Origin of the sequence: Nonomuraea sp. B12E4 (assembly GCF_039871825.1) — a bacterium.
Taxonomy (GTDB): domain Bacteria; phylum Actinomycetota; class Actinomycetes; order Streptosporangiales; family Streptosporangiaceae; genus Nonomuraea.
In genome coordinates this window covers 74,653-94,136 of the sequence record NZ_JBDPME010000008.1, presented here as the reverse complement: position 1 = coordinate 94,136, position 19,484 = coordinate 74,653, and the positions used below count along the sequence as shown (strand labels likewise).

At 70.8% G+C, this 19,484-nt stretch carries 12 protein-coding genes; 6 read left to right on the top strand and 6 right to left on the bottom strand.

The annotated features are described in order from the left end of the window. Positions 1–14: 14 nt before the first annotated feature. Positions 15–1,286: a thioesterase domain-containing protein gene (locus ABGB18_RS19950; RefSeq protein ID WP_347697038.1), complete on the bottom strand. Its 1,272-nt coding sequence runs from the start codon at positions 1,284–1,286 to the stop codon at positions 15–17. A gap of 1,065 nt (positions 1,287–2,351) precedes the next feature. On the opposite strand from ABGB18_RS19950, the gene ABGB18_RS19945 reads away from it, so the two are divergent. Then, positions 2,352–3,851 (top strand): serine hydrolase domain-containing protein, encoded by a 1,500-nt coding sequence (locus ABGB18_RS19945; protein ID WP_347697037.1) that lies wholly within the window; start codon positions 2,352–2,354, stop codon positions 3,849–3,851. Positions 3,852–4,010: 159 nt separating this feature from the next. On the opposite strand, the gene ggt is transcribed toward ABGB18_RS19945, so the two are convergent. The 3 genes from ggt to ABGB18_RS19930 all read right to left on the bottom strand — a co-directional run bounded on the left by ggt (position 4,011) and on the right by ABGB18_RS19930 (position 7,288). Then, positions 4,011–5,723 (bottom strand): gamma-glutamyltransferase, encoded by a 1,713-nt coding sequence (ggt, locus tag ABGB18_RS19940; protein ID WP_347697036.1) that lies wholly within the window; start codon positions 5,721–5,723, stop codon positions 4,011–4,013. Positions 5,724–6,066: 343 nt separating this feature from the next. After that, on the bottom strand, positions 6,067–6,789 hold the full coding sequence (locus ABGB18_RS19935) for a hypothetical protein (RefSeq protein WP_347697035.1): 723 nt from the start codon (positions 6,787–6,789) through the stop codon (positions 6,067–6,069). Next, complete coding sequence (locus ABGB18_RS19930) at positions 6,776–7,288, bottom strand: SigE family RNA polymerase sigma factor (RefSeq protein WP_347697034.1); 513 nt, start codon at positions 7,286–7,288, stop codon at positions 6,776–6,778. Before ABGB18_RS19930 ends, ABGB18_RS19935 begins: the two co-directional genes overlap by 14 nt. Positions 7,289–7,418: 130 nt before the next feature. On the opposite strand from ABGB18_RS19930, the gene ABGB18_RS19925 reads away from it, so the two are divergent. Next, on the top strand, positions 7,419–8,321 hold the full coding sequence (locus ABGB18_RS19925; RefSeq protein ID WP_347697033.1) for a hypothetical protein: 903 nt from the start codon (positions 7,419–7,421) through the stop codon (positions 8,319–8,321). A 75-nt stretch (positions 8,322–8,396) separates the two neighbouring features. On the opposite strand, the gene ABGB18_RS19920 is transcribed toward ABGB18_RS19925, so the two are convergent. After that, positions 8,397–13,880, bottom strand: coding sequence for a biotin carboxylase N-terminal domain-containing protein (locus tag ABGB18_RS19920; protein ID WP_347697032.1), 5,484 nt, complete (start codon positions 13,878–13,880; stop codon positions 8,397–8,399). A 234-nt stretch (positions 13,881–14,114) separates the two neighbouring features. Beyond that, positions 14,115–15,005: a LysR family transcriptional regulator gene (locus ABGB18_RS19915; protein ID WP_347697031.1), complete on the bottom strand. Its 891-nt coding sequence runs from the start codon at positions 15,003–15,005 to the stop codon at positions 14,115–14,117. A 118-nt stretch (positions 15,006–15,123) separates the two neighbouring features. On the opposite strand from ABGB18_RS19915, the gene ABGB18_RS19910 reads away from it, so the two are divergent. Genes ABGB18_RS19910 through ABGB18_RS19895 form a run of 4 tightly spaced genes read left to right on the top strand, consistent with a single transcriptional unit; the run spans position 15,124 to position 19,347 of the window. Beyond that, entirely contained in the window at positions 15,124–16,692 is a 1,569-nt protein-coding gene (locus tag ABGB18_RS19910; RefSeq protein ID WP_347697030.1) for an amidohydrolase, read from the top strand. Positions 16,693–16,703: 11 nt separating this feature from the next. After that, positions 16,704–17,654, top strand: a complete 951-nt coding sequence (locus tag ABGB18_RS19905; protein WP_347697029.1) for an ABC transporter substrate-binding protein — start codon at positions 16,704–16,706, stop codon at positions 17,652–17,654. A 5-nt stretch (positions 17,655–17,659) separates the two neighbouring features. Beyond that, positions 17,660–18,580 carry an amino acid ABC transporter permease gene (locus ABGB18_RS19900; RefSeq protein ID WP_347697028.1) on the top strand — a complete coding sequence of 307 codons (921 nt, stop codon included), beginning with the start codon at positions 17,660–17,662 and terminating at the stop codon, positions 18,578–18,580. Further along, on the top strand, positions 18,580–19,347 hold the full coding sequence (locus tag ABGB18_RS19895; protein ID WP_347697027.1) for an amino acid ABC transporter ATP-binding protein: 768 nt from the start codon (positions 18,580–18,582) through the stop codon (positions 19,345–19,347). The genes ABGB18_RS19900 and ABGB18_RS19895 overlap by 1 nt, the downstream gene beginning before the upstream one ends. Positions 19,348–19,484: the final 137 nt, after the last annotated feature.

Sequence of the window (19,484 nt, the reverse complement as noted above, 5' to 3'; positions counted from 1 at the left end):
TGTCCGTCCCCCCGCTACCCGGCCTGTTCGGCCGGCGTGTCGAATCTCAGCCGCACCCTGTCGTGCGGCACAGCGACTGCTCCCAACGCTTCTCCCCGCGAGGTGTGCAGAGGCAGGTGTACGACCTGCCACCGGTCCAGCCGGTCCAGCCCCGGACCGCTGTCCTGGGCACGCCAAGGTCCGGGATCGGCGAGGTCGGGAAAGCTGACCGCCGAGGGATCGGCCCCCCGGCCGTCGGCGGCCATCAGCGCCCGTTTCGCGGCGACGGCACGCAGTGCCAGCCACCCCCGGTCCTCCTCGGCGGCGTCCTCGATCTGCTCGCGCTCGTCCCCGCTCAGCTCGGCGAGGCCGCTGTCAGGCGCCGCGACATCCAGCGCGCGCAGGACGGCCACCCCGATCCCGGGCTCGTCACCGGCGGCCAGCGACATCGGACCGTTCGTGTGGGTTGTGCTGATCGCGGCCACCAAGGTCAGGTCGTCGTTCGCGTGGTCCGTGCCGACCGTGGCCCGGCCGGTGTAGTGGCGCAGGATCGGCGTGTGGTCGGCGGGCCGGCCCAGCCAGAGGTGGAGTTCGTCCGGCTCGGGCAGGGGGTGTTCGGCCGCCAGGTCGGCGGCGATGAGCGCGGCCAGCTCGGCCGGGTGGTCCTTGACGAACAGGTGACCGCCGCGCAGCGTGCGCAGGCGGAAGCCGGCGGTGGTGTGCCTGGCCCAGCCGAGCATCTCCGCCGCGCCGACCTCCCCGTCGTCCAGGCCGGTGAAGGCCACGATGGGGGTGTCGATCGGGGGTTCGGGGGCGAAGGCGTAGTTCTTGATCCAGGTGAAGTCCGACCGCAACACCGGCATCATCAGTTCCCGTAGCTCCGGCATGTGCTTGAGCTCGGACAGCGCGCCCGACCTGCGGACGAGCTGGTCGATGAAGGCGTCGTCGGGCAGGTCCACGGCGGCCGCCAGCGGCACCCGGCGGTCCGGTGGGTGCGCGCCGCCGACATATAGCCTTGACGGCCCGCGGAGTCCGCGCCGGCGCAGCTCGCGGACCACCTCGAAGGCCAGCCGGGCACCCATGCTGTGCCCGTACAGGGCGTACGGCTCGTCCGTGGCGCGTGCCACCTCGTCGGCGATCTCGTCGATCGTGAAGGCGGGCGGTTCGGCGATGCGGCTCTCCCGGCCGGGAAGCTGGACGGGGACCACGGTGAGGTGGGTGAGTTCGCGGAGGAGCCCGGTGTAGGCGCCGGCGCCTCCTCCGGCGTAGGGCAGGCAGAACATCGTGCGAGCGGGGTGCGGGTCCACAGGGTGGGGATCCTGCGCCGCCGCGGCTAGCTGGCCACTGATCGCCCAGCACCTCCCCCGCAGGAGGGCGCCGTACGCGGCACGCGCGGCCGGGGTGACGATGTGGCTGGGGGGATTCGTGGCTGAATGCAGACGTCGTCAACCGCCATGTTACGGCGCTCCTCGACAATTACCTCGAAACAACATCGAAATAGAGAGCTGTACGAACAATCTTGACAAAGCGTGCGATCTCAAGCCGTTGCACAACATTCACTCTTATATCCATGTTGCCGGGCGGAGTCAACGGCGCGATTTGCGGCTGCTGTTACCTGCGGGAGGTTGAGCAATGCAACCCCGGAGACCACTTGCCCTGCTGGACGTGCGATGATAAGTGCGGACCGAATCCATAATCTGTCCATAAATAGGATTCGGGCGACCGAAATCACGCCCCCAGCGACTTGGGGTGTGCTTTGTGATGTTTGTCCAGTTTGTGGGCTTTTGTCATGAAGTTCTGGAGGGAAAAGGGCATAGCCTGTCGAAGTGCGGCGCGTCCTTCTGTCGCCCCCTGACAACCACCGGAAATGGGATCTGCGCGGATCAGTAAGAACCAACCCCGGTCGACCGCGACCGCCGGCGTTCCGGAGATCGTCCACTCGGCTCCAGACTCGTTTGTCGTCCGAGCTGTCAAGCAGCGTTCAAAGCTTCAAGTATTGGCCGGACCGATTGTCCTGCCACCTTAATCCGGCCTCGGGTCGCACCGAAACTCCGGCTCGACGTGGGCGGTTGGACGTCTCGCGCGCACGGCCCGTCTTTCACGGACCGATAATCCGCCGACTCACGCGGAAAAGCTATTCCTCATTCATTTGCCTGCGGCGGCACCCGAGGGTTCGCCGGATAAGCCGATTCATCCCGGAAGCGAAGCCCCGGCGGCCGGCGGAGCCGCCGATATTCGTGAACGTCAGGAATTAAGCGGCCCCCTCGCTGTCGCCGGCATTTCGGCGAAGGGGGCCGGGTGGGATGCGGCGCACTTGCGTACAGTGTGCGCAGTCTCGTACGGTGTGCGCATGCATCCCTGGAAGGAACCTCATGTCCTTTGACGCCGACCACTGGCAGGCCAGGCTCGATGAGCTGCGTGCCGCCCACCACGTCCCCGGTGCGTCGCTGGCCGTCCTGGCCGGCGGCACCGTTCACGAACTGGCCAGCGGTGTGCTGCACCGGGGAACCGGGGTGGCGGCCACCACCGACTCGGTCTTCCTGGCCGGCTCGCTGGCCAAGGTCTACACCGCCACCCTGGTCATGCAACTCGCCGACGACGGCGAGGTGGAACTGGACGCCCCGGTGGTGAGCGTGCTGCCGGAGTTCGCCACCCCGGATCCCGAAGCCACCCGGACGATCACGTTCAGGCAGTTGCTGTCCCACACCGGGGGGATGACCACCGACTTCAACCACGACGCCGGCCGGGGGGACGACTGCGTGGCCAGGTACGTCGAGGCCGCCCGGGGTGTGGCGCTGGACGTACCACCCGGCACGGGGTTCTCCTACGGCGGCGTCGGCTACGTCGTGCTGGGCCGCGTGGTCGAGGTGCTGACCGGCCAGACCTGGGACCGGGCGCTCAAGGAGCGGCTGTTCGACCCTCTCGGGCTGACGCACTCCATGACGCTGCCCGAGGAGGCGCTGCGCTTCCGCGTGGCGATGGGCCACCTGGGCGGGCCCGGCCGGGACCCCGACCCCGCGCCGGCCTGGGACCTGATGCCGCGCGCGGTCGCGCCGGGCGCGCGGGTCATCGTCTCCGCCGGTGACGTCGCGCGCTTTGCCAGGATGCACCTGGACGGCGGTCTCGCCCCCGACGGCACCCGCGTCCTGTCCGCCGGGGCGGTCGCCGCCATGCAATGCCGTGAGGTGGACAGTCCGGACGAGTGGACCGTCTCCGCCGCCGGCTGGGGCCTCGGCTGGACCCTGCACGACTGGAACGGGACCTTCGGCTTCGGGCACGACGGCAGCGCCGTCAGCCAGCACTCCTACCTGCGGGTCCTACCGGACGCCGGCGTCGCTCTCGTGCTGCTGGCCAACGGCGGCGGCTTCGGCCGGCTCCACACGGAGTTGGTCGGTGAGTTGGCCGCCGAGCTGGCCGGTGCCCGCATGCCGGCCCCCTTCGCCCCGCCGGCGGTCCCGCCGCCGGTGGACCTGGCGCCGCTGATAGGCACCTACCGGCGAGAAGGCGTCGCCATCACCATATTCCGCGACGGCGACGGCGACGGCGGCGACGGTGGCGGCGATGGCGGTGACGGTGGCGGCGATGGCGGTGACGGTGGCGGCGATGGCGGTGACGGTGGCGAGGGTGGCGAGGGTGGCGGTGGCGATGGCGGTGGCGTGCGCATCCGTTACGAGTTCGTGGACGACATGAAGGACCTCTCCGCGCCGCTGGAAGCGGGCATGGTGCCGGTCTCGCACTCGGCGACCCGCACGGTGTTCGCCGCCACCGGCGGCCCCAACGGCGAGGACCACACTCCCGTGGTCTTCACCCGCCTGTCCAACGGCACTCCGTGCGTGTACGTCAGTATGCGCGCCACCCCCAAGATCTCCTGAACGGGCGTCCGCGCCGTCCCCATGCTGAACGGCCTGACCACCGGCGCGGACGCGCGCCGGTGGTCAGTGCCGGTTACCGGCCTCAGGACCGGCGACGAAGCCGAGGCAGCGCCTGCTTCGGGGCCGATCAGGCCGAGGTCGTACCGGCCTCAGGGGCGGTTACCAGCCTCCGGCGTGGCCGTCCTTGCGCGGGTCGGAGCCGGCCCGGTAGACGCCGTTCACCGGGCGTTCGTAGGCCGCACCGGTACGGGGTCCGTCGCCCTTGGGCAGGATGGGCTTGGGCAGGCGCGGGTCCGGTTCGAAGAGGATCCCCTGATAGCCGCCCGCGTGTCCGTTGGCCCGGCTGAGCCGGTGCCCCATCTCCTGGAGTTTCGGCCCGACGAGGTCGTACAGGTACGTGTCCAGGCTGGTGACGTCGTTCTCCTGGCTGTGGTCGAAGCGTGCGACGTCGGTCGTGGCCTGGACGTTCATCCCGAGATCGATCATGTTGACGACGTGCTGCGCGTGGGCCTGCGGCTGGGTGCCGCCGCCCATGTTCCCGAAGGCCATCACCGGCTGGCGGTCCTTGGTGATGAAGCTGGCGATGATGGTGATGAAGGGCCGCTTGCGCGGCTCCACCACATTGGGGTGGGCCTCGTCGAGCGTGAAGCCGGACCCGCGGTTGGCCAGGACGAACCCGTAGCCGGGGACGGTGACCTTGGACCCGAAGGTGGAGTAGACGCTGTTGACCAGGGAGACCATGTTCCCCCAGCGGTCGGCCGTGGCGAAGTAGACGGTGCTGCCCCGGTCGGGGCCGTTGACCTCCAGCGGCGTCGCGCGGCCTGGGTCGATCCGGTCGCACAGCGTCGCCGCGTAGTCCTTGGAGAGCAGGCGGTCGAGCGGAGCGGGGTCGAACTTGGGGTCGGCGTTGTAGCGGTGCAGGTCGGAGTAGGCGAGCTTCTTCGCCTCGATGAGCAGGTGCCAGTACTGCGGGTCACGCGGCCCCAGCTCGGCCAGGTCGAAGCCGAGCCGCGGGGTGCACACGTCGAGGATGTTCAGCATCTCCAGGGCCGCGAAGCCCTGGCCGGGCGGCGGTAGCTGGTGCACCTGATAGCCGTGGTATTCGGTGGAGAGCGGGGTCACCCATTCCGACCCGTACTGCGCGAGGTCGTCCGACGCGATCACCCCGCCGGCGGTCCTGGACTTCTCCACGATGGCCCGGGCGATCGGGCCCTTGTAGAAGGCGTCCCGGCCGTCCTTCTGGATCAGACGCAGCGCGCGGGCCAGGTCGGGGTTGCGGAAGACGCTGTAGAGCTGGGGCGCCTGCCCGCCGGGGAGCCACGTCTTGGCCGAGTCGGGGTCCTCCCTGAGCGTGTTGACCGTCGATCTCCACTGGCCGTGCATGACCTCGTGGATGGGGAAGCCGTCCTCCGCGTAGGAGGCGGCCGGCTCCAGCACCTCCTTGAACCCCATACTGCCGAAGCGCTTCAGGAGCGCGTCCCACCCGGAGACGGTGCCGGGGATGACCGCGGAGTTGATGCCCCTGCCGGGGACCTCGTCGACGCCGAGGGTGTTCTTGAAGTAGTCGACCGTCCACGCCTTGGGCGCCCAGCCGCTGGACGCCAAGGAGTAGAGCTTCTTGTCCTTCGCGGACCAGACGATCGCGAACAGGTCGCCGCCGAGGCCCGTGCTCATGGGCTCGACGGTGCCCAGCGCCGCCGACGCGGCGACGGCGGCGTCCACCGCGTTCCCACCGGCGAGCAGGATCCGCTCCGCCGCGGCGGTGGCCAGCGGGTTGCTCGTGGCGGCGATGCCGTTGCGGGCCAGGACCTCCGAGCGCGTCTGGTCGAGGTATCCGCCGGGACGGGTCGCCGGAACCGCTTTGTTGTTCACCGCGGGATTGGGAGTTCCGGCGTTCGGCTTGCCGAATGGAGTTTCGGAGCCTGTTTGAGGTTGGGCGAGCCCCATTCCGGGGCTCGCGTTGAGCAGGACGAGGAAGGCGGCGGCTGCTAAAAGTCGGCCTGTGCGCCTCATGGTTCTCCCTCTCTGCCTGGGTGCCGGGTGAATCGACATACCGTATACAGAATGTGACATAGGAGTCAGACCGCTGCAATGAACACTTAGTCGGATCTCGTGTCGGAACTCATCACATTCAGGTCACCCTGCGCCCGAAAACGGCACGGGAGGCATTTTCCGGCCCACCAGAAGGCGAGACGGAACGGGGTTTCGGCCCCGGTCAGTCGTCGGCGGTGAGCCCTGCCGCGATCTTGCGCAGTTCGCGGTCCACGGCCTCGGGGCCGGAGAATTCCTTGACGTACACGGGACTGAACATGATCGCGGCCCACCGCCGCTCGCCCATGTTCAGGTAGAGCGTGGGGGTGCCCTTCATGCCGTCCTCGCCGACCGCTTGGACGACCGCGTAGCCGGTCCGGTCGCCGATGGTCACCTCCTCGCCTTCCCCCTCGTCGCGGTGCACCTGTAGCTGGTCGTCGAGCTCCTGTACGGCGTCGTTCTCGTACACGTAGATCTGGACGCAGTAGGGGCCGTGCTCGTCGCCGTCGAAGTTCCACGAGGTCGTGTACGCGTCGCCATAGTCCGCCGACCGGTGGGACCACTGCAGGCCGTCGGGCAGGTAACCCACCCTGACGTTCCCGAACGCCCTCCCGTCACCCAGGTCCCCGAAGGACGGGGGGTCAGACGCCGCGGGCGGGGTGTCGTCGATGGGAGGCGGTTCGGGGGTCTCGGACACCGCGGGCGTCTGCATGGCACCGGGGGCCGTCGCCAGGTAGAGGGGCCCGGTCGCGAGGACGGCCAGCGACGCGGCGACGGCCGCGATCCTGCCCCGCCTCGTCTTGCGCCGCGAGGACCGCATGACCCGCTCCGCGAGGTCGGGGGCGGCGTGCAGCCGGGCGGTCTCGTCCGCCATGATCTGCCGGATCTGATCCTCAAGCATGGGCATTCCCGATCACTCCTTCCAGGGACGTCTCGCCGAGTGCCGTACGCAGCTTGGCCATCGCCTTCGATGCCTGACTCTTCACCGTGCCGACCGTGCAGCCGAGGACCTCCGCGGTCTGCGTCTCGCTGAGGTCCTCCCAGTACCGCAGGACGACCACGGCGCGCTGCCGGGGCGGCAGGCCGCGCAGCGCGTCCATGAGCACGTGGCGCAGGTCCACGTCGGCCGAGCGGGCCGCCCGTTCCGGCGGGACGCGTACCGGGATGATGCTCAGGAGCGCCCGCCTGCGGGCCCGGCTGATGGCGGTGTTGATGATCACGCGGCGCACGTAGGGCTCGGGGCTGTCGTGCCGCACCCGGTCCCAGTTCCGATAGGTACGCTCCAGCGCCGTCTGCAGCAGGTCCTCCGCCTCCGCCGCGTCCCCGCAGGCGAGATAGGCGACCCGCAGCAGGGTCGTGGCCCGCGCGGCCACGAACGCGCCGAAGTCGTGCTCCGCGCCGCTCACTGCTGTCCGTCCAGTTTCACGCCCCCTAATACGCCTCGGCCGCGCCGACAGTTGCCCGCGGATCCCGGGCAACCTCGCGCGGCGCCCAAGCGTATTGGGGGAGGCCATGTTCGGACGTTCTGGAGGAAGCATGAAGTTCGCGACCGCATCGGTCAGGGGCGGCCTGGCCGCGATGGGCGCCGCAGCCCTGCTGGCCCTGCCGGGCCCCGCGCAGGCCTCGGAGGTACGGGTGACCGCGGCTCCCCCGGCAGGCGCGTACTGGCACACGAGGACGCTGATCAAGGAGACCAGCCCCCGCCAGGTCGGCAAGGGGGCCAACCGCTACTGGCTGGTGGAGCAGGTGCTCATCGAGGAATGGGGCACACCTGACGGCAGATTCTGGGTCGGGTCGCGAGTGCCGGGGGCCTACCCGAGCAGCGCGGCGGACCGGGTGGCGTGGCGCCGCGACGGCTCGCCGGCCAAGTGGACCCGCACGGCCGACGGCCAGGTCGTGGATCTGTCCACCAAACCGAGCCACGGCCACGTCACCCCGGTACGGGGGCGGAACTCGTTCTCGCTGGCCGGGCAGAAGCTGACGTACGACGAGGTCCAACGGCTCCCCGCGAATCCGAAGGCGCTGAAGTCCTGGCTGATGGAGGCCGGGCGGGTCTCGCGGATGCCGGAGAACGAGTTGGACCGCTTCGTCACCCAGACGCTGCCCGACCTCTTCCGGCGCCTGCCTGCGCCCAAGGAGGTCCGTGCCGCCGCCTACCAGGCCCTGCTGACGATGCCGGGCGTCCAGTCCCGGGGGACGGCCAAGGACGGCATGGGCAGGGCCGGCGCGGTCCTCAGGATCGAGGACCCCCCACAGGTCGTGCGGAAGGAAACCGACAGGCTCCGGACCGACCTGATCGTGGACACCGGCACGATGCTCCTGCTGTCCGAGAGCCAGACGAGCACGATCAACGGCAAGGCGACGGACAAGCCCAGCACCGAGATCGTGCTCCAGGCCGGCTGGACCAACGCCGGGCCGGCCGTGCCCGCCCTGCCCTAGCGGCGACCACGACCGCCGGCCGCGGCGAACCGCGGCCGGCGTCGTTCACGGGGCTTCGTGCCGTTCGCGAGGGTGCTACCGCTTCATGCCGTGCTCGATGGCCTCGATGATGCGCGGCCGCAGCTCGGCGACGCTGATGATCGCGTCCACGGAGCCGACCTCGACCGCGCGCTGGATGCTGTGCACCCGGTCGAACTCGGCGGCCACCTCGCCGAGCTTCTCCGCCCGGACGGTGGACTGCACCTCGGCCAGGCGGGCGTTCAGCGCCGCCCGCTCGGCGCCGCTGGCCGCCGTGACCTGTGCCTGCAGTTCGGTCACTCGTGGGTCGGTCGCGGTGCGGTTGTTCACTTCGCCGGAGAACACCACGGCCGCGGCCGGGGCGCCGCCGAGCACCGAGGCGAACGAGCCCTCCAGCGCCAGCACGGTCATGTTCGGGTTGAGCGCCTTGGAGAAGACCACGAACGCGCCGCCGTGGTAGCGGGAGATCACGCAGAACACGATCGGCCCGTCGAAGTTGACGATCGCCCGGCCGATCTCCGCGCCGTACTCCAGTTGCAGCTTGCGCAGCGACTCCGGCGAGCCGTCGAACCCGGACAGGTTCGCCAGCACCACCAGCGGCCGGTTGCCGGAGGCCGAGTTGATCGCCCGCGCGGTCTTCTTCGACGAGCGCGGGAACAGCGTGCCCGCGGTGTAGGTGTCCGGACCGTCGGTGGGCGGGAAGCCGCGCCGCGGCACCGACCGCGACTCGATGCCGATCAGGCAGACCGGCCACCCGCCGATGTGCGCGTCCTGCACCGCCGACGTCTCCGCGTCGGCCATGCCCGCCCACCGCTCCAGCACCGGGTGGTCCTGGTCGGCCAGGGCGCGCATCACGGTACGGATGTCGAACGGCTTCTTGCGGTCCGGGTTGTGCGCGGCCGAGAAGATCTCGCCGACGGTGGTGAAGTCGCTGCCCGCGACCGCGTGCGGGAACGACGAGACGTCCCGGTCTGCCGGGTCGTTGGTGCGGGCCTGCCGCGGCGCCTGCTCGCCGGGCACCACGTAGGTGTGGTCATAGTGCGCCATCAGCACGTCGCGGGCGGCCGGCAGGTTGGGCGCCCAGTATTGCGCCTGGCCGTTGGGGCCCATCACCCGGTCGTAGCCGCCGATGCCGAAGTTGTCCTCGGCCGACACGCCGCCGGAGAAGTCGAGCGCCTGCTTGCCGGTGAGCACCATCGCCGAGTCCGGCGTCATCACCAGGATGCCCTTGGTGTGCATGAGCATCGTCGCCTCGGCGTTCCAGTACGGCTGCGCGCCGACGTTGATCCCGGAGACCACGATGTTGATCTCGCCGCCGTCCTGGGTGAACGTGACGATCCGCTTGAGCGCGGCCGCGACCCAGTCCATGTTCTCGGTGCCCGAGGACATCGAGATCTTCGCGCCCGCCGAGAGCGCGAACCACTCCAGCGGGACCCGCATCCGCTCGGCGAGGTCGAGCGCGGCGATCACCCGCGAGCACTCCGGCTCCGACAGCGCGCCCAGCGCCTTCGTCGGGTCGCCGAGCAGGACCACGCGGGTGACGCCCTCGGGGTGCCGATGGGTCGGCGTCGCGACGACGCCGGCCACGATCGCCGCGGAGTTCCTGCCCTTCGGCCGGTCCACCGGCACGAGCACGCCATTGTCGTCGAGGTCGTGCTCGACGAAGCGGCCCTGCGGCCCGGCGAGCAGGCCGGTCAGCTCGTAGGGGTAGACGTTGCCGCGCCGGGCCGCGCGCAGCACCTTCTGGCGGTAGTCGTCCAGCGGCTGCACCGGCTCCGTCGAAGGTTTCTCGACGTGAAGCTGCGCGCCGTGGCCCGGGTCGAGGGTGATCCGCACGGCGACCTCGCTCAGCTCGCCGGAGGAGGTGCGGTGGCGGGCCACGAACTGGACCTCCTCCAGCCCCGCGCCCGCCGTGGTCGGCAGGACCCGCTGGACCAGGGCGTTCAGCTCGTCGTGGGACAACTCGGTCGACGGCCAGACGTACATCATGATCCGGTTGGTGTCGTACCGCTTGTTCTGCGGGCGCTGCATCTGGATGTTGCGGATCGCGTCCAGACCCGCGGTGATCGCGTCCTCGACCGTGGGCAGCGCGACCAGCCTGCCGTCGGCCTCGCGCAGCGGTGTCAGGTCGCGGACCTGGCCCATCGCGATGAGCCGCTCGTCGGCCGGGTTGCTCCGCGCCACGGCCTTGAACAGGTAGATCTCCTCGTCCGCGGACGGCAGCCGGGTGAGGTCGAACTCGCGCAGCCGCTGCAGTTGCAGGCGCTCGGCGATCTGCGGGTGCAGGCCGCGGATCAGCCGGTCCTCGGCGAAACCCGCGCCGTCCGGCCGGAAGGTGAAGTGGTGGTGCATCACGGCGCCGCTGGTCCCGACGATGGTCGTGGTGATCCGGCGCACGCCCGCGGGCCGGGAGTGCTCGGCGAGAAGCCGGCCGAGCCGCGCCGCCATCGTGTCGGCGTCCGGCTCGTCCTCCCACGTGACATAGAGGTCGGCGACCAGCCCGCGCTCGCCGGCGTCGGCGGCGAGCGCGCCGACGGCGCTCACGACGTCGGGCAGGGCGGCGATGTCGGCGGCGGTGGCGACCACGCGGGTGACGCCGTCGGGGCCGGTGCGCTCGGCGGTGACGAACCGGCAGCCCGCGATCTCCCGCGCGGTGACCTCGGACAGCCCGTGGTTGCCGTAGTAGCGGCGGGTCAGCACCTCCAGCAGCGGCGCGTGGTCCCGGCCGTGCCGGCCGATCCGCTGGCCGACCAGCCGGACCAGCGGCTCGGCACTGGCCACCATGGCCTGGATCCGCTCGGCGCGGTCCGGCGCGTCCGGGTTGGCGTCCAGGTAACGCAGGTCGTCGCGCACCGCGGCGTAGACCTTGGCGCGGTTGCGGCGCAGCAGCGGCTGGGTGAACCAGCGGAACACCACCCCGCGGGCCAGGTCGGACACCGTGGGGAAGCGCACCTGCGTGGCCTCGACCAGATGCTCCAGGGCGAGCCCGGCGTGCTCGCCGAGCGACTCGTGCGGCGGCGCGCCGGCCAGCCACTGGCGCAGCACCTCCGACACGATCGCGACGCCGCCGCTCATCTGCTGCTGGGCCAGGAAGATCCGGAAGACCGCCGCCTCCAGCTCCGGCGTGCGGTCGAGGTCGGCGATGCCGTAGTGGGCCAGCACCTTGGTGAGCTTGGCCTGGAAGCTCTCGGTGACGCCGGCCCGCTCGACGTCGAGGCTCTGCAGGTAGCTGTGCAGGTATTCGCGCGGGCTGTGCACCGGGCTGCCCGGCTCGGCGTCGAGTTCGCCGCCCGGCTGGTTGCGGCTCAGCTCGGACAGGGCGGCGAACACGTTGAGCAGCTCCAGCTCGCCCTCGATCGGCGGCGCGTCCAGCTCGGCGCGCGCGGCCAGGTAGGCCGACAGGACCCGCTTGCCGTCGTGCGGGTCGGCGTCGAAGCCGAGCAGCAGGCTGCGCAGGTCCTGCAGGCCGCGCTCGACGCGCTCGGCCGCGGACGTCCCCGCGGGCTCCCCGGGCAGGTCGATCTCGACGCTCTCGCCGGCCGACTCCGCCTCCTCGGCGCCCTCGTCGGGCAGCGGCTCCAGCCGCATCAGCGGCGCGCCGGTCTCGACCTGGCTGCCCACCGACACCGGGCACTCGCGCAGGCGGGCGCGGAACGGCGCGCGCAGCACCGTCTCCATCTTCATGCTCTCCAGCACCAGGATCGGCGCACCCGCCTCGACCTCGTCGCCGACCGATACCGGGATGGCGACCACCAGCGCGGGCGCGGGGGAGCGGACGACGCCGCCCTCGTCGCGGCTGATCCGGTGGGTCACGCCGTCCACCTCGACCAGGTGGATCGGCCCGCGAGTGGCCGTCACCAGCCGGAACCGGCGCCCGTTGACCGCGATCTGGCCGCTGTGTGCGTCGAACCGCCGCACCTCGACATCCACCGGGTGCACGTCACCGCCGCCGGAGACGCCGACGCGGAACCGGCTGGGCCCGATCCGGGCCACGCTCACCCGGTAGCCGACGCCGCGGAGCTTGAGGTCCAGCGGGCGGCCCGAGCTGTGCTGCACCTGGGGACGCCCGCCGTACGCGGTGGACAGCAGCCGCTGCCGGCTGATCGCCTCCTCGTCCTGGTAGGCCTCGATCGCGGCGGCGGCCAGGGCGACCGCGGAGTGCCGGTGGCTGACCAGGCGGCCCTGCGCGCGTACGCGGTCGATCCAGCCGGTGTCGGCGCTCGCGTCGATGACCTCGGGCTGGTTGAGCAGGTCGAGCACGAAGCTCTTGTTGGTGGCGCCGCCCTCGATGATCACCGTGGTCTCGGCCATCGCGCGGCGCAGCCGGCCCAGGGCCTGCTCGCGGTCGCGGCCGTAGGCGATGATCTTGGCGATCATCGAGTCGAAGTCGGCCGGGATGGTGTCGCCCTCGCTGACGCCGGTGTCCACGCGGATGCCGGGCCCGGTGGGCAGCACCAGGCGCGCGATGCGGCCCGGGGCGGGCGCGAAGTCGCGGTCGGGGTCCTCGGCGTTGAGCCGGGCCTCTACGGCGTGGCCGGTCTCGCCCGGCTGGGCGCCTTCGAGCCTCCCGTCGCCGGCCACGTGCAGTTGCAGCCGGACCAGGTCGGTGCCGGTGGTGATCTCGGTGATCGGGTGCTCGACCTGCAGCCGGGTGTTGACCTCCAGGAAGGCGAACAGTTTCTCCCCGGGGTGGTAGAGGAACTCGACGGTGCAGGCGCCGCGGTAGCCGACGGCCACGGCCAGCCGCTCGGCCGACGCCTTGAGCTCGGCGGTCTGCTCGGCCGACAGGACCGGGGAGGCGGACTCCTCGATGATCTTCTGGTTGCGCCGCTGCACCGAGCAGTCCCGTACGCCCAGCGCCCACGCGGTGCCCTGCCCGTCGGCGATGACCTGGACCTCGACGTGCCGGGCGCCGGTGACCAGGCGCTCCAGGAAGACCACGCCGGAGCCGAACGCGCGCAGCGCCTCCTGGCTGGTCCGCTCGTAGGCCTCGGCCAGCTCCGCACCCGAGGCGACCATGCGGATGCCGCGCCCGCCGCCGCCCGCTGTCGCCTTGAGCATCAGCGGGTAGCCGATCTCCGCGCCGGCCCGCAGCGCCTCCTCCAGGGTGGAGACCGCGCCGCGGCTCCACGGCGCGACCGGGACGCCGACCTCCTCGGCGATGAGCTTGGCGCCGATCTTGTCGCCCAGCTTGCGCATCGCCTCCGCGCTCGGACCGACGAAGGTGACGCCGATCTTCTCGCACAGCTCGGCGAAGGCCGGATCCTCGGCGACGAACCCCCAGCCGACCCACGCGGCGTCGGCCTCGCTCTCCAGCAGCGCCCGCTCCAGGACGGCGTGGTCGAGATACGGGCGGGCCGAGGCGGGGCCGAGCGGATAGGCGACGTCCGCGGCACGGACGAAGGTCGCGTCGCGGTCGGCGTCGGTGTAGAGGGCGACCGTCTCGATCCGCGCCCCCGTCTCCGCCGAAAGATCCCTTACGGCGTGGATGAGCCGCATCGCGGCCTCACCACGGTTGACGATGGCGACACGACTGAACACCGGTTGAGCCTCCCTACTACCCCAAGCGCAGCAGGCGACGTCCGGGTCCCGGAGCGTCGCCTGCACCTGTCTATACCCTGCTAGATCGGCGCCTGGCACACCAATGTCCCGCATCGCGCATGGCAGAGCTGCTGCGTTGTGGGAATCCCACAAAGACCGAGCCGACCACGCCGCCCGGCCGCCGCGTCCTGCAAGGTCTACCACAAACACGACCGCGCACCTCCGGCGGGCCGCTCACCCGGAGCAGGTCTCGGTCAGGGTGTCGAAGAGCAGGCGCAGCCGGGCGGTCTCGCGGTCGGGGAGATAGAGCGCGAAGATGCTGCGGCTGACGTTCAGCCAGGGCGCGTCCACCACGACGACGTCCTCGGGCTGCCCGCGCAGTGCCAGCCTGGGCACGAGCGCCGCGCCCAGGCAGGCCCCGACCATCGCCAGCGTCGCGCTGAAGTCGTCGGAGTGGGCGACCACGCGCGGGTGCAGGTTCCACCGGTTCAGCACCCCGTCCAGGACGAAGGCGTCGCTGCTGGCCGGATGGTGCATGATCCACGGCAGGTCCACGAACTGCTCCACGTCGTACGGGGCCCGGCTGGGCCAGGCCCGGGGCAGCACCACCCGGAAGGGATCCTCGGCGATCCACCGTCGCTGCACCGAGGACGGCCACGACAGGCCGGAGTTGCCCACCTGGTAGACGATCGCCGCGTCCAGCTCGCCGCCGACGCCGAGCCCGGGGATGAGCTCCGACGGTTCGGCCACCGACACCTTGAACTCCGCGCGGTCCGCCGGCTCCATCTCCCGCAGCACACCGGGGAGCACGTTCAGGCCGAAACTCGGGAAGACCCCGAGCCTGACCTCCTGCTTGGTGTTCCTGTGCGTCCGCTCCACGGCGGCGAGCAGCCGGTCCATGTCGGCCAGGACGATCGCGGCGTGCCGCGCCATCACCTCGGCCGCGGTGGTCGGCAGCACCCTGCGGGCCGACCGGTGGAACAGGCGGACCCCGGTCTTGCGCTCCAGGATGGCCATCTGCTGGGAGACCGCGGAGGCGGTGTACCCGAGCCGGTTGGCCGCGGCGGCGAAAGACCCGCGCTGGACCACCTCGGTCAGCGTCCTCAGATGTTCCGCCTTGAGCATAAGAGTTACTTCACCTCAGAGGTATGAAATGTCGTATATCACCGACTTCAGACTCTAGTGCGCACGTCCTACAGTGTTCCCACCCTTCGTTTCACCTCATTCCGACCGAGAGGCTGGTATGACGATTCGCGTCTTCAGGAACGCCAGGATCCACACCGGTGAGCCGCAACACCCGCCGGCCGAGGCACTGGCCGCGGACGGCGCGGAGATCGTCGCGATCGGCACCGAGGCGGAGGTGCGCGCCGCCGCCGGCGGCGGCGCCGAACTGGTGGACCTGGACGGCGCGGCGGTCATCCCCGGCCTCTACGACGCCCACATCCACACCGCCAACTACGCGCGCGAGCTCAGCCAGGTGGACCTGCGCCGGGCCCGCTCCCTGGAGGAGGCGCTGGCCGCGATCGCCGGGCACGCCGCCCGGCTCGCGCCCGGGGCCTGGCTCGCCGGCGGGCGGTGGAACAGCAACGTGTGGGACCGCCCGGTGCAGCCCGACCGGTACGCGCTCGACTCGGTGTGCCCCGACCGGCCCGCCGCGCTGCCCAGCGTGGACGGCCACACCGTGTGGGCGAACTCGCGGGCCCTGCGCCTGGCCGGCATCGACCGCACCACCCCCGACCCGGTGGGCGGCCAGATCGTCAGGGACGAGGACGGCGAGCCGACCGGCATCCTGCGCGAGTCGGCCTCCTACCCGCTGCGCGACATGGTGGCGGCGGGCGACCTGGTGGACGAGCTGCGCGCGGCCCAGGAAGAGCTGCTGGCACTCGGCCTGACCAGCGTGCACGACATCGACGGCGAGGACTGCCGCGCCGCCTACCTGCGGCTGCGCGACGAAGGCGGGCTCAAGCTGCGGGTGCACAAGGCGATCCCGGTCGGCCACCTGGAGGCCGCCATCGACGAGGGCCGCCGCACCGGGGACGGCGACGACTGGTTCCGTACCGGCCCGGTGAAGCTGTTCAGCGATGGGGCGCTCGGCTCGCACACCTGCCACATGATCGAGGGGTTCGCCGGCGACGAGGACAACCACGGCATCGCCGTCACCCCGTACGACGACCTGGTGAAGCTGATCCGCACCGCCTCCGCCGCCGGGATCGCGGTGGCCACGCACGCCATCGGCGACCGGGCCAACCGGCTGGTCATCGACGCCTACGAGGAGGCCGGGCGGCCCGCGGGCCTGCGCCACCGCATCGAGCACGCCCAGCACCTGCGCCGTTCGGACATCACCAGGATGGCCCGGCTCGGCATCGTCGCGTCCATGCAGCCGGTCCACTGCACCAGCGACATGGACCTGGTCCAGGCCCTGATCGGCGGGCACGACCTCGCCTCCTACGCCTGGCGCACGATGCTGAACGCGGGCGTCCCGCTGGCCTTCGGATCCGACGCGCCGGTCGAGCATCCCAATCCGTTCGTCGCGCTGCACGCCGCGGTGACCCGTACCAGGACTGACGGCCATCCCCCCGGCGGCTGGCAGCCGGAGCAGCGGCTCGGCGTCGGCGAGGCGCTGCTCGCGCACACCCTCGGGTCCGCCTACGCGGCGGGGGAGGAGGGCCGCAAGGGCGTGCTCGCCCCCGGACGGCTCGCCGACCTCATCGCCGTGGACACCGACCCCTTCACCGCAGACATCGACTCCATCCCCCATACGAAGGTCTTGACCAGCGTCGTCGGTGGCGAGATCCGCTGGCAACGATCCTGAAAGGAGCCACCTTGAAGATCCGGATCGTCATCCCCCTGCTTCTCGCCTCCCTCACCGGCACGGCATGCGGTGCCCAGTCGCTCAGCGCCGACCCGTCCGCCCCGGCGGGCAAGAGCGCGGCGCCGGTCGTACTCGATCAGGCGCCGGCCGACGACAAGGCCGCCACGGTGATCAACGCCATCCAGCCCGACCCGGCGCTGACCGCCAAGCTGCCCGCCGACCTCCAGTCCGGCGGCCTGAAGATGACCAGCTCCCTCGGCTACCCCCCGATGAACATGATCGGGTCCGACGGGAAGACCGCGATCGGGCTCGACGCGTCGCTCGGCCGGGCCATCGCCAGGAAGCTCGGCGTCAAGCTGGCCATCACCGACGAGGAGTTCAACTCCCAGATCCCCGGCATCATCACCGGCCGCTACGACATCCTCATGTCCTCGATGTCGGACACCCCCGAGCGGCGGACGAAGGTCAGCTTCGTCGACTACGTCAAGGCGGGCGCCGGGATGGTGGTCGCCAAGGGCAACCCCGAGGGCATCAAGACCCCGGCCGACCTGTGCGGCAAGACGATCTCCGTGGTCGACAACGGCTCGTCCCTGGAGCTGGCCGAGGCCACCGACGCGCAGTGCAAGAAGGACGGCGAGAAGGGGCTGGAGATGCTCAAGTTCGCCGGTGACCAGGAGGCGCTGCTCCAGGTCAACAACGGGCGCGCGCAGGCCAACATCACCGACTACGTGGTCGCCGCCTACAAGGCCGCCGACCCGAAGACGCAGGTGGAGGCGCTGTCCATCGACGGCACCGAGGCGCTGTGGGGCATCGCGCTGCGCCCGGACAACAAGGCGCTGATCGAGGCCGTCCGCGACGCGCTCAACGCGCTCATCCAGAGCGGCGAGTACGGCAAGATCCTCGCGGCCTGGGACCTGGACAAGCTGGCGATCGAGTCGGCCCTCGTCAACGGCGCGAAGTAGCCGTCATGCGTACCGAACCGATCACCGACCCGTCGGGCAAGCCCGTCCTGATCGCGCGGACCTGGCACTGGGGGCGCTGGCTGGCCGGCCTGGTCGCGCTGCTCGTGTGCGGCTGGCTGGTCGCCCTCGTGGTGGCCAACCCCCGGCTGGACTGGGGGGCCGTCCTCGACTACCTGTTCGACCCGCTCATCCTGAGCGGGATCCTGGTCACCATCGAGATCTCGATCCTGGCCACGGTGCTGGGCCTGGTGCTCGGCGTGTTCCTCGCCGTCATGAGGCTGTCGCTCAACCCGGTGCTGCAGTGGCTGGCGACGCTCTACATCTGGTTCTTCCGCGGCACGCCCGTGCTGGTGCAGCTCATCTTCTGGTACAACCTGGCATTCCTGTTCCCCGAACTGATCCTGAAGATCCCGTTCACCATGATCGGTCTCAAGTGGGACACCAACCAGGTGATGACCGGCTTCACCTCGGCGATGCTCGGGCTCGGGCTCAACCTGGCCGCGTACTTCGCCGAGACCGTACGCGCCGGGATCCAGGCGGTGGACCGGGGGCAGACCGAGGCCGCGTACGCGCTGGGCATGACGCCGGGCAAGCGGATGCGGGTGATCGTGCTGCCGCAGGCGCTGCGGATCATCATCCCGCCCACCGGCAACGAGTTCATCTCCATGCTGAAGACCACCTCGCTGGTCTACGTCGTCGCCGGGCACGACCTGATGACCAACGCCAGCCAGATCTACAAGTCCAACAACCTGATCATGGAACTGCTCATCGTCGCGAGCCTGTGGTACATGCTCATGACCGCCATCGCCACCTTCCTGCAGAGCAGGCTGGAGCGGAGGTTCGGCTCCGACGCCGTACGGCTGGTGCGCGGCGGCGGCCTGGCCGCCCGGGTGCTGCCCCGCCAGCCGAAACCGGAAGGGACCTGATGAACGACGAACCGGTCGTGGTCGCCAGCGACGTCCGCATGAGCTACGGCGACACCCAGGTGCTGCACGGCGTGGACTTCACCGTCGCCCCCGGCGAGGTGAGCTGCATCATCGGTCCGTCGGGATCGGGCAAGTCCACGTTCCTGCGCTGCGTGAACGGCCTGGAGCCGGTGCTCGGCGGCAGTCTGCGGGTCCTCGGCGAGCAGGTCGGCTACTCTCTGCGCGACGGGAAATACCACCCCTGGACGCCCAAGCGGTTCGCGGCCTTCCGCATGAGGATCGGCATGGTGTTCCAGCGGTTCAACCTGTTCGCCCACCAGAGCGCGCTGGAGAACGTCGCCTGCGCGCCCGTCCACGTCTGCGGGGTTCGCGGCGAGAAGGCCCGCGAGCTGGCCATGGAGCACCTGTCCCAGGTGGGGCTCGCCGACCACGCGCACAAGCGCCCGCACCAGCTCTCCGGCGGGCAACAGCAACGGGTCGCCATCGCCAGGGCGCTGGCCATGAACCCCACGCTCATGCTCTTCGACGAGCCGACCTCCGCGCTCGACCCGGAGCTCGTGGACGAGGTGCTGGAGGTGATGAAGAAGCTCGCCCTCGACGGCATGACCATGGTCGTGGTGACGCACGAGATCGGCTTCGCCCGCGAGGTCGGCGACACGCTGACGTTCTTCGACGAGGGCGTGGTCGTCGAGCAGGGCACCCCCGCCGAGCTCCTGGCCGACTGCAAGCAACCGCGCACCAGGGCTTTCCTCTCCAGCGTCCTCTGACCCCCACCGTGTCCCGGGGACGGCCGTCCCATCTCGGGGACGGCCGTCCCGCCGTCCCGTCTCTTCGTGTCCGCGCAGCTCAGCGGCCGTGTCTCGTTCCACCGTCCCGGGCGGCCGCCCGCCTGTTGCCCCGCTCA

Coding starts and splice junctions, on each gene's coding strand:
- ABGB18_RS19945 (WP_347697037.1), top strand. CDS start 2,352: ATGTCCTTTGACGCCGACCACTGGCAGGCCAGGCTCGATGAGCTGCGT.
- ABGB18_RS19935 (WP_347697035.1), bottom strand. CDS start 6,789: ATGCCCATGCTTGAGGATCAGATCCGGCAGATCATGGCGGACGAGACC.
- ABGB18_RS19925 (WP_347697033.1), top strand. CDS start 7,419: ATGAAGTTCGCGACCGCATCGGTCAGGGGCGGCCTGGCCGCGATGGGC.
- ABGB18_RS19915 (WP_347697031.1), bottom strand. CDS start 15,005: ATGCTCAAGGCGGAACATCTGAGGACGCTGACCGAGGTGGTCCAGCGC.
- ABGB18_RS19910 (WP_347697030.1), top strand. CDS start 15,124: ATGACGATTCGCGTCTTCAGGAACGCCAGGATCCACACCGGTGAGCCG.
- ABGB18_RS19900 (WP_347697028.1), top strand. CDS start 17,660: ATGCGTACCGAACCGATCACCGACCCGTCGGGCAAGCCCGTCCTGATC.
- ABGB18_RS19895 (WP_347697027.1), top strand. CDS start 18,580: ATGAACGACGAACCGGTCGTGGTCGCCAGCGACGTCCGCATGAGCTAC.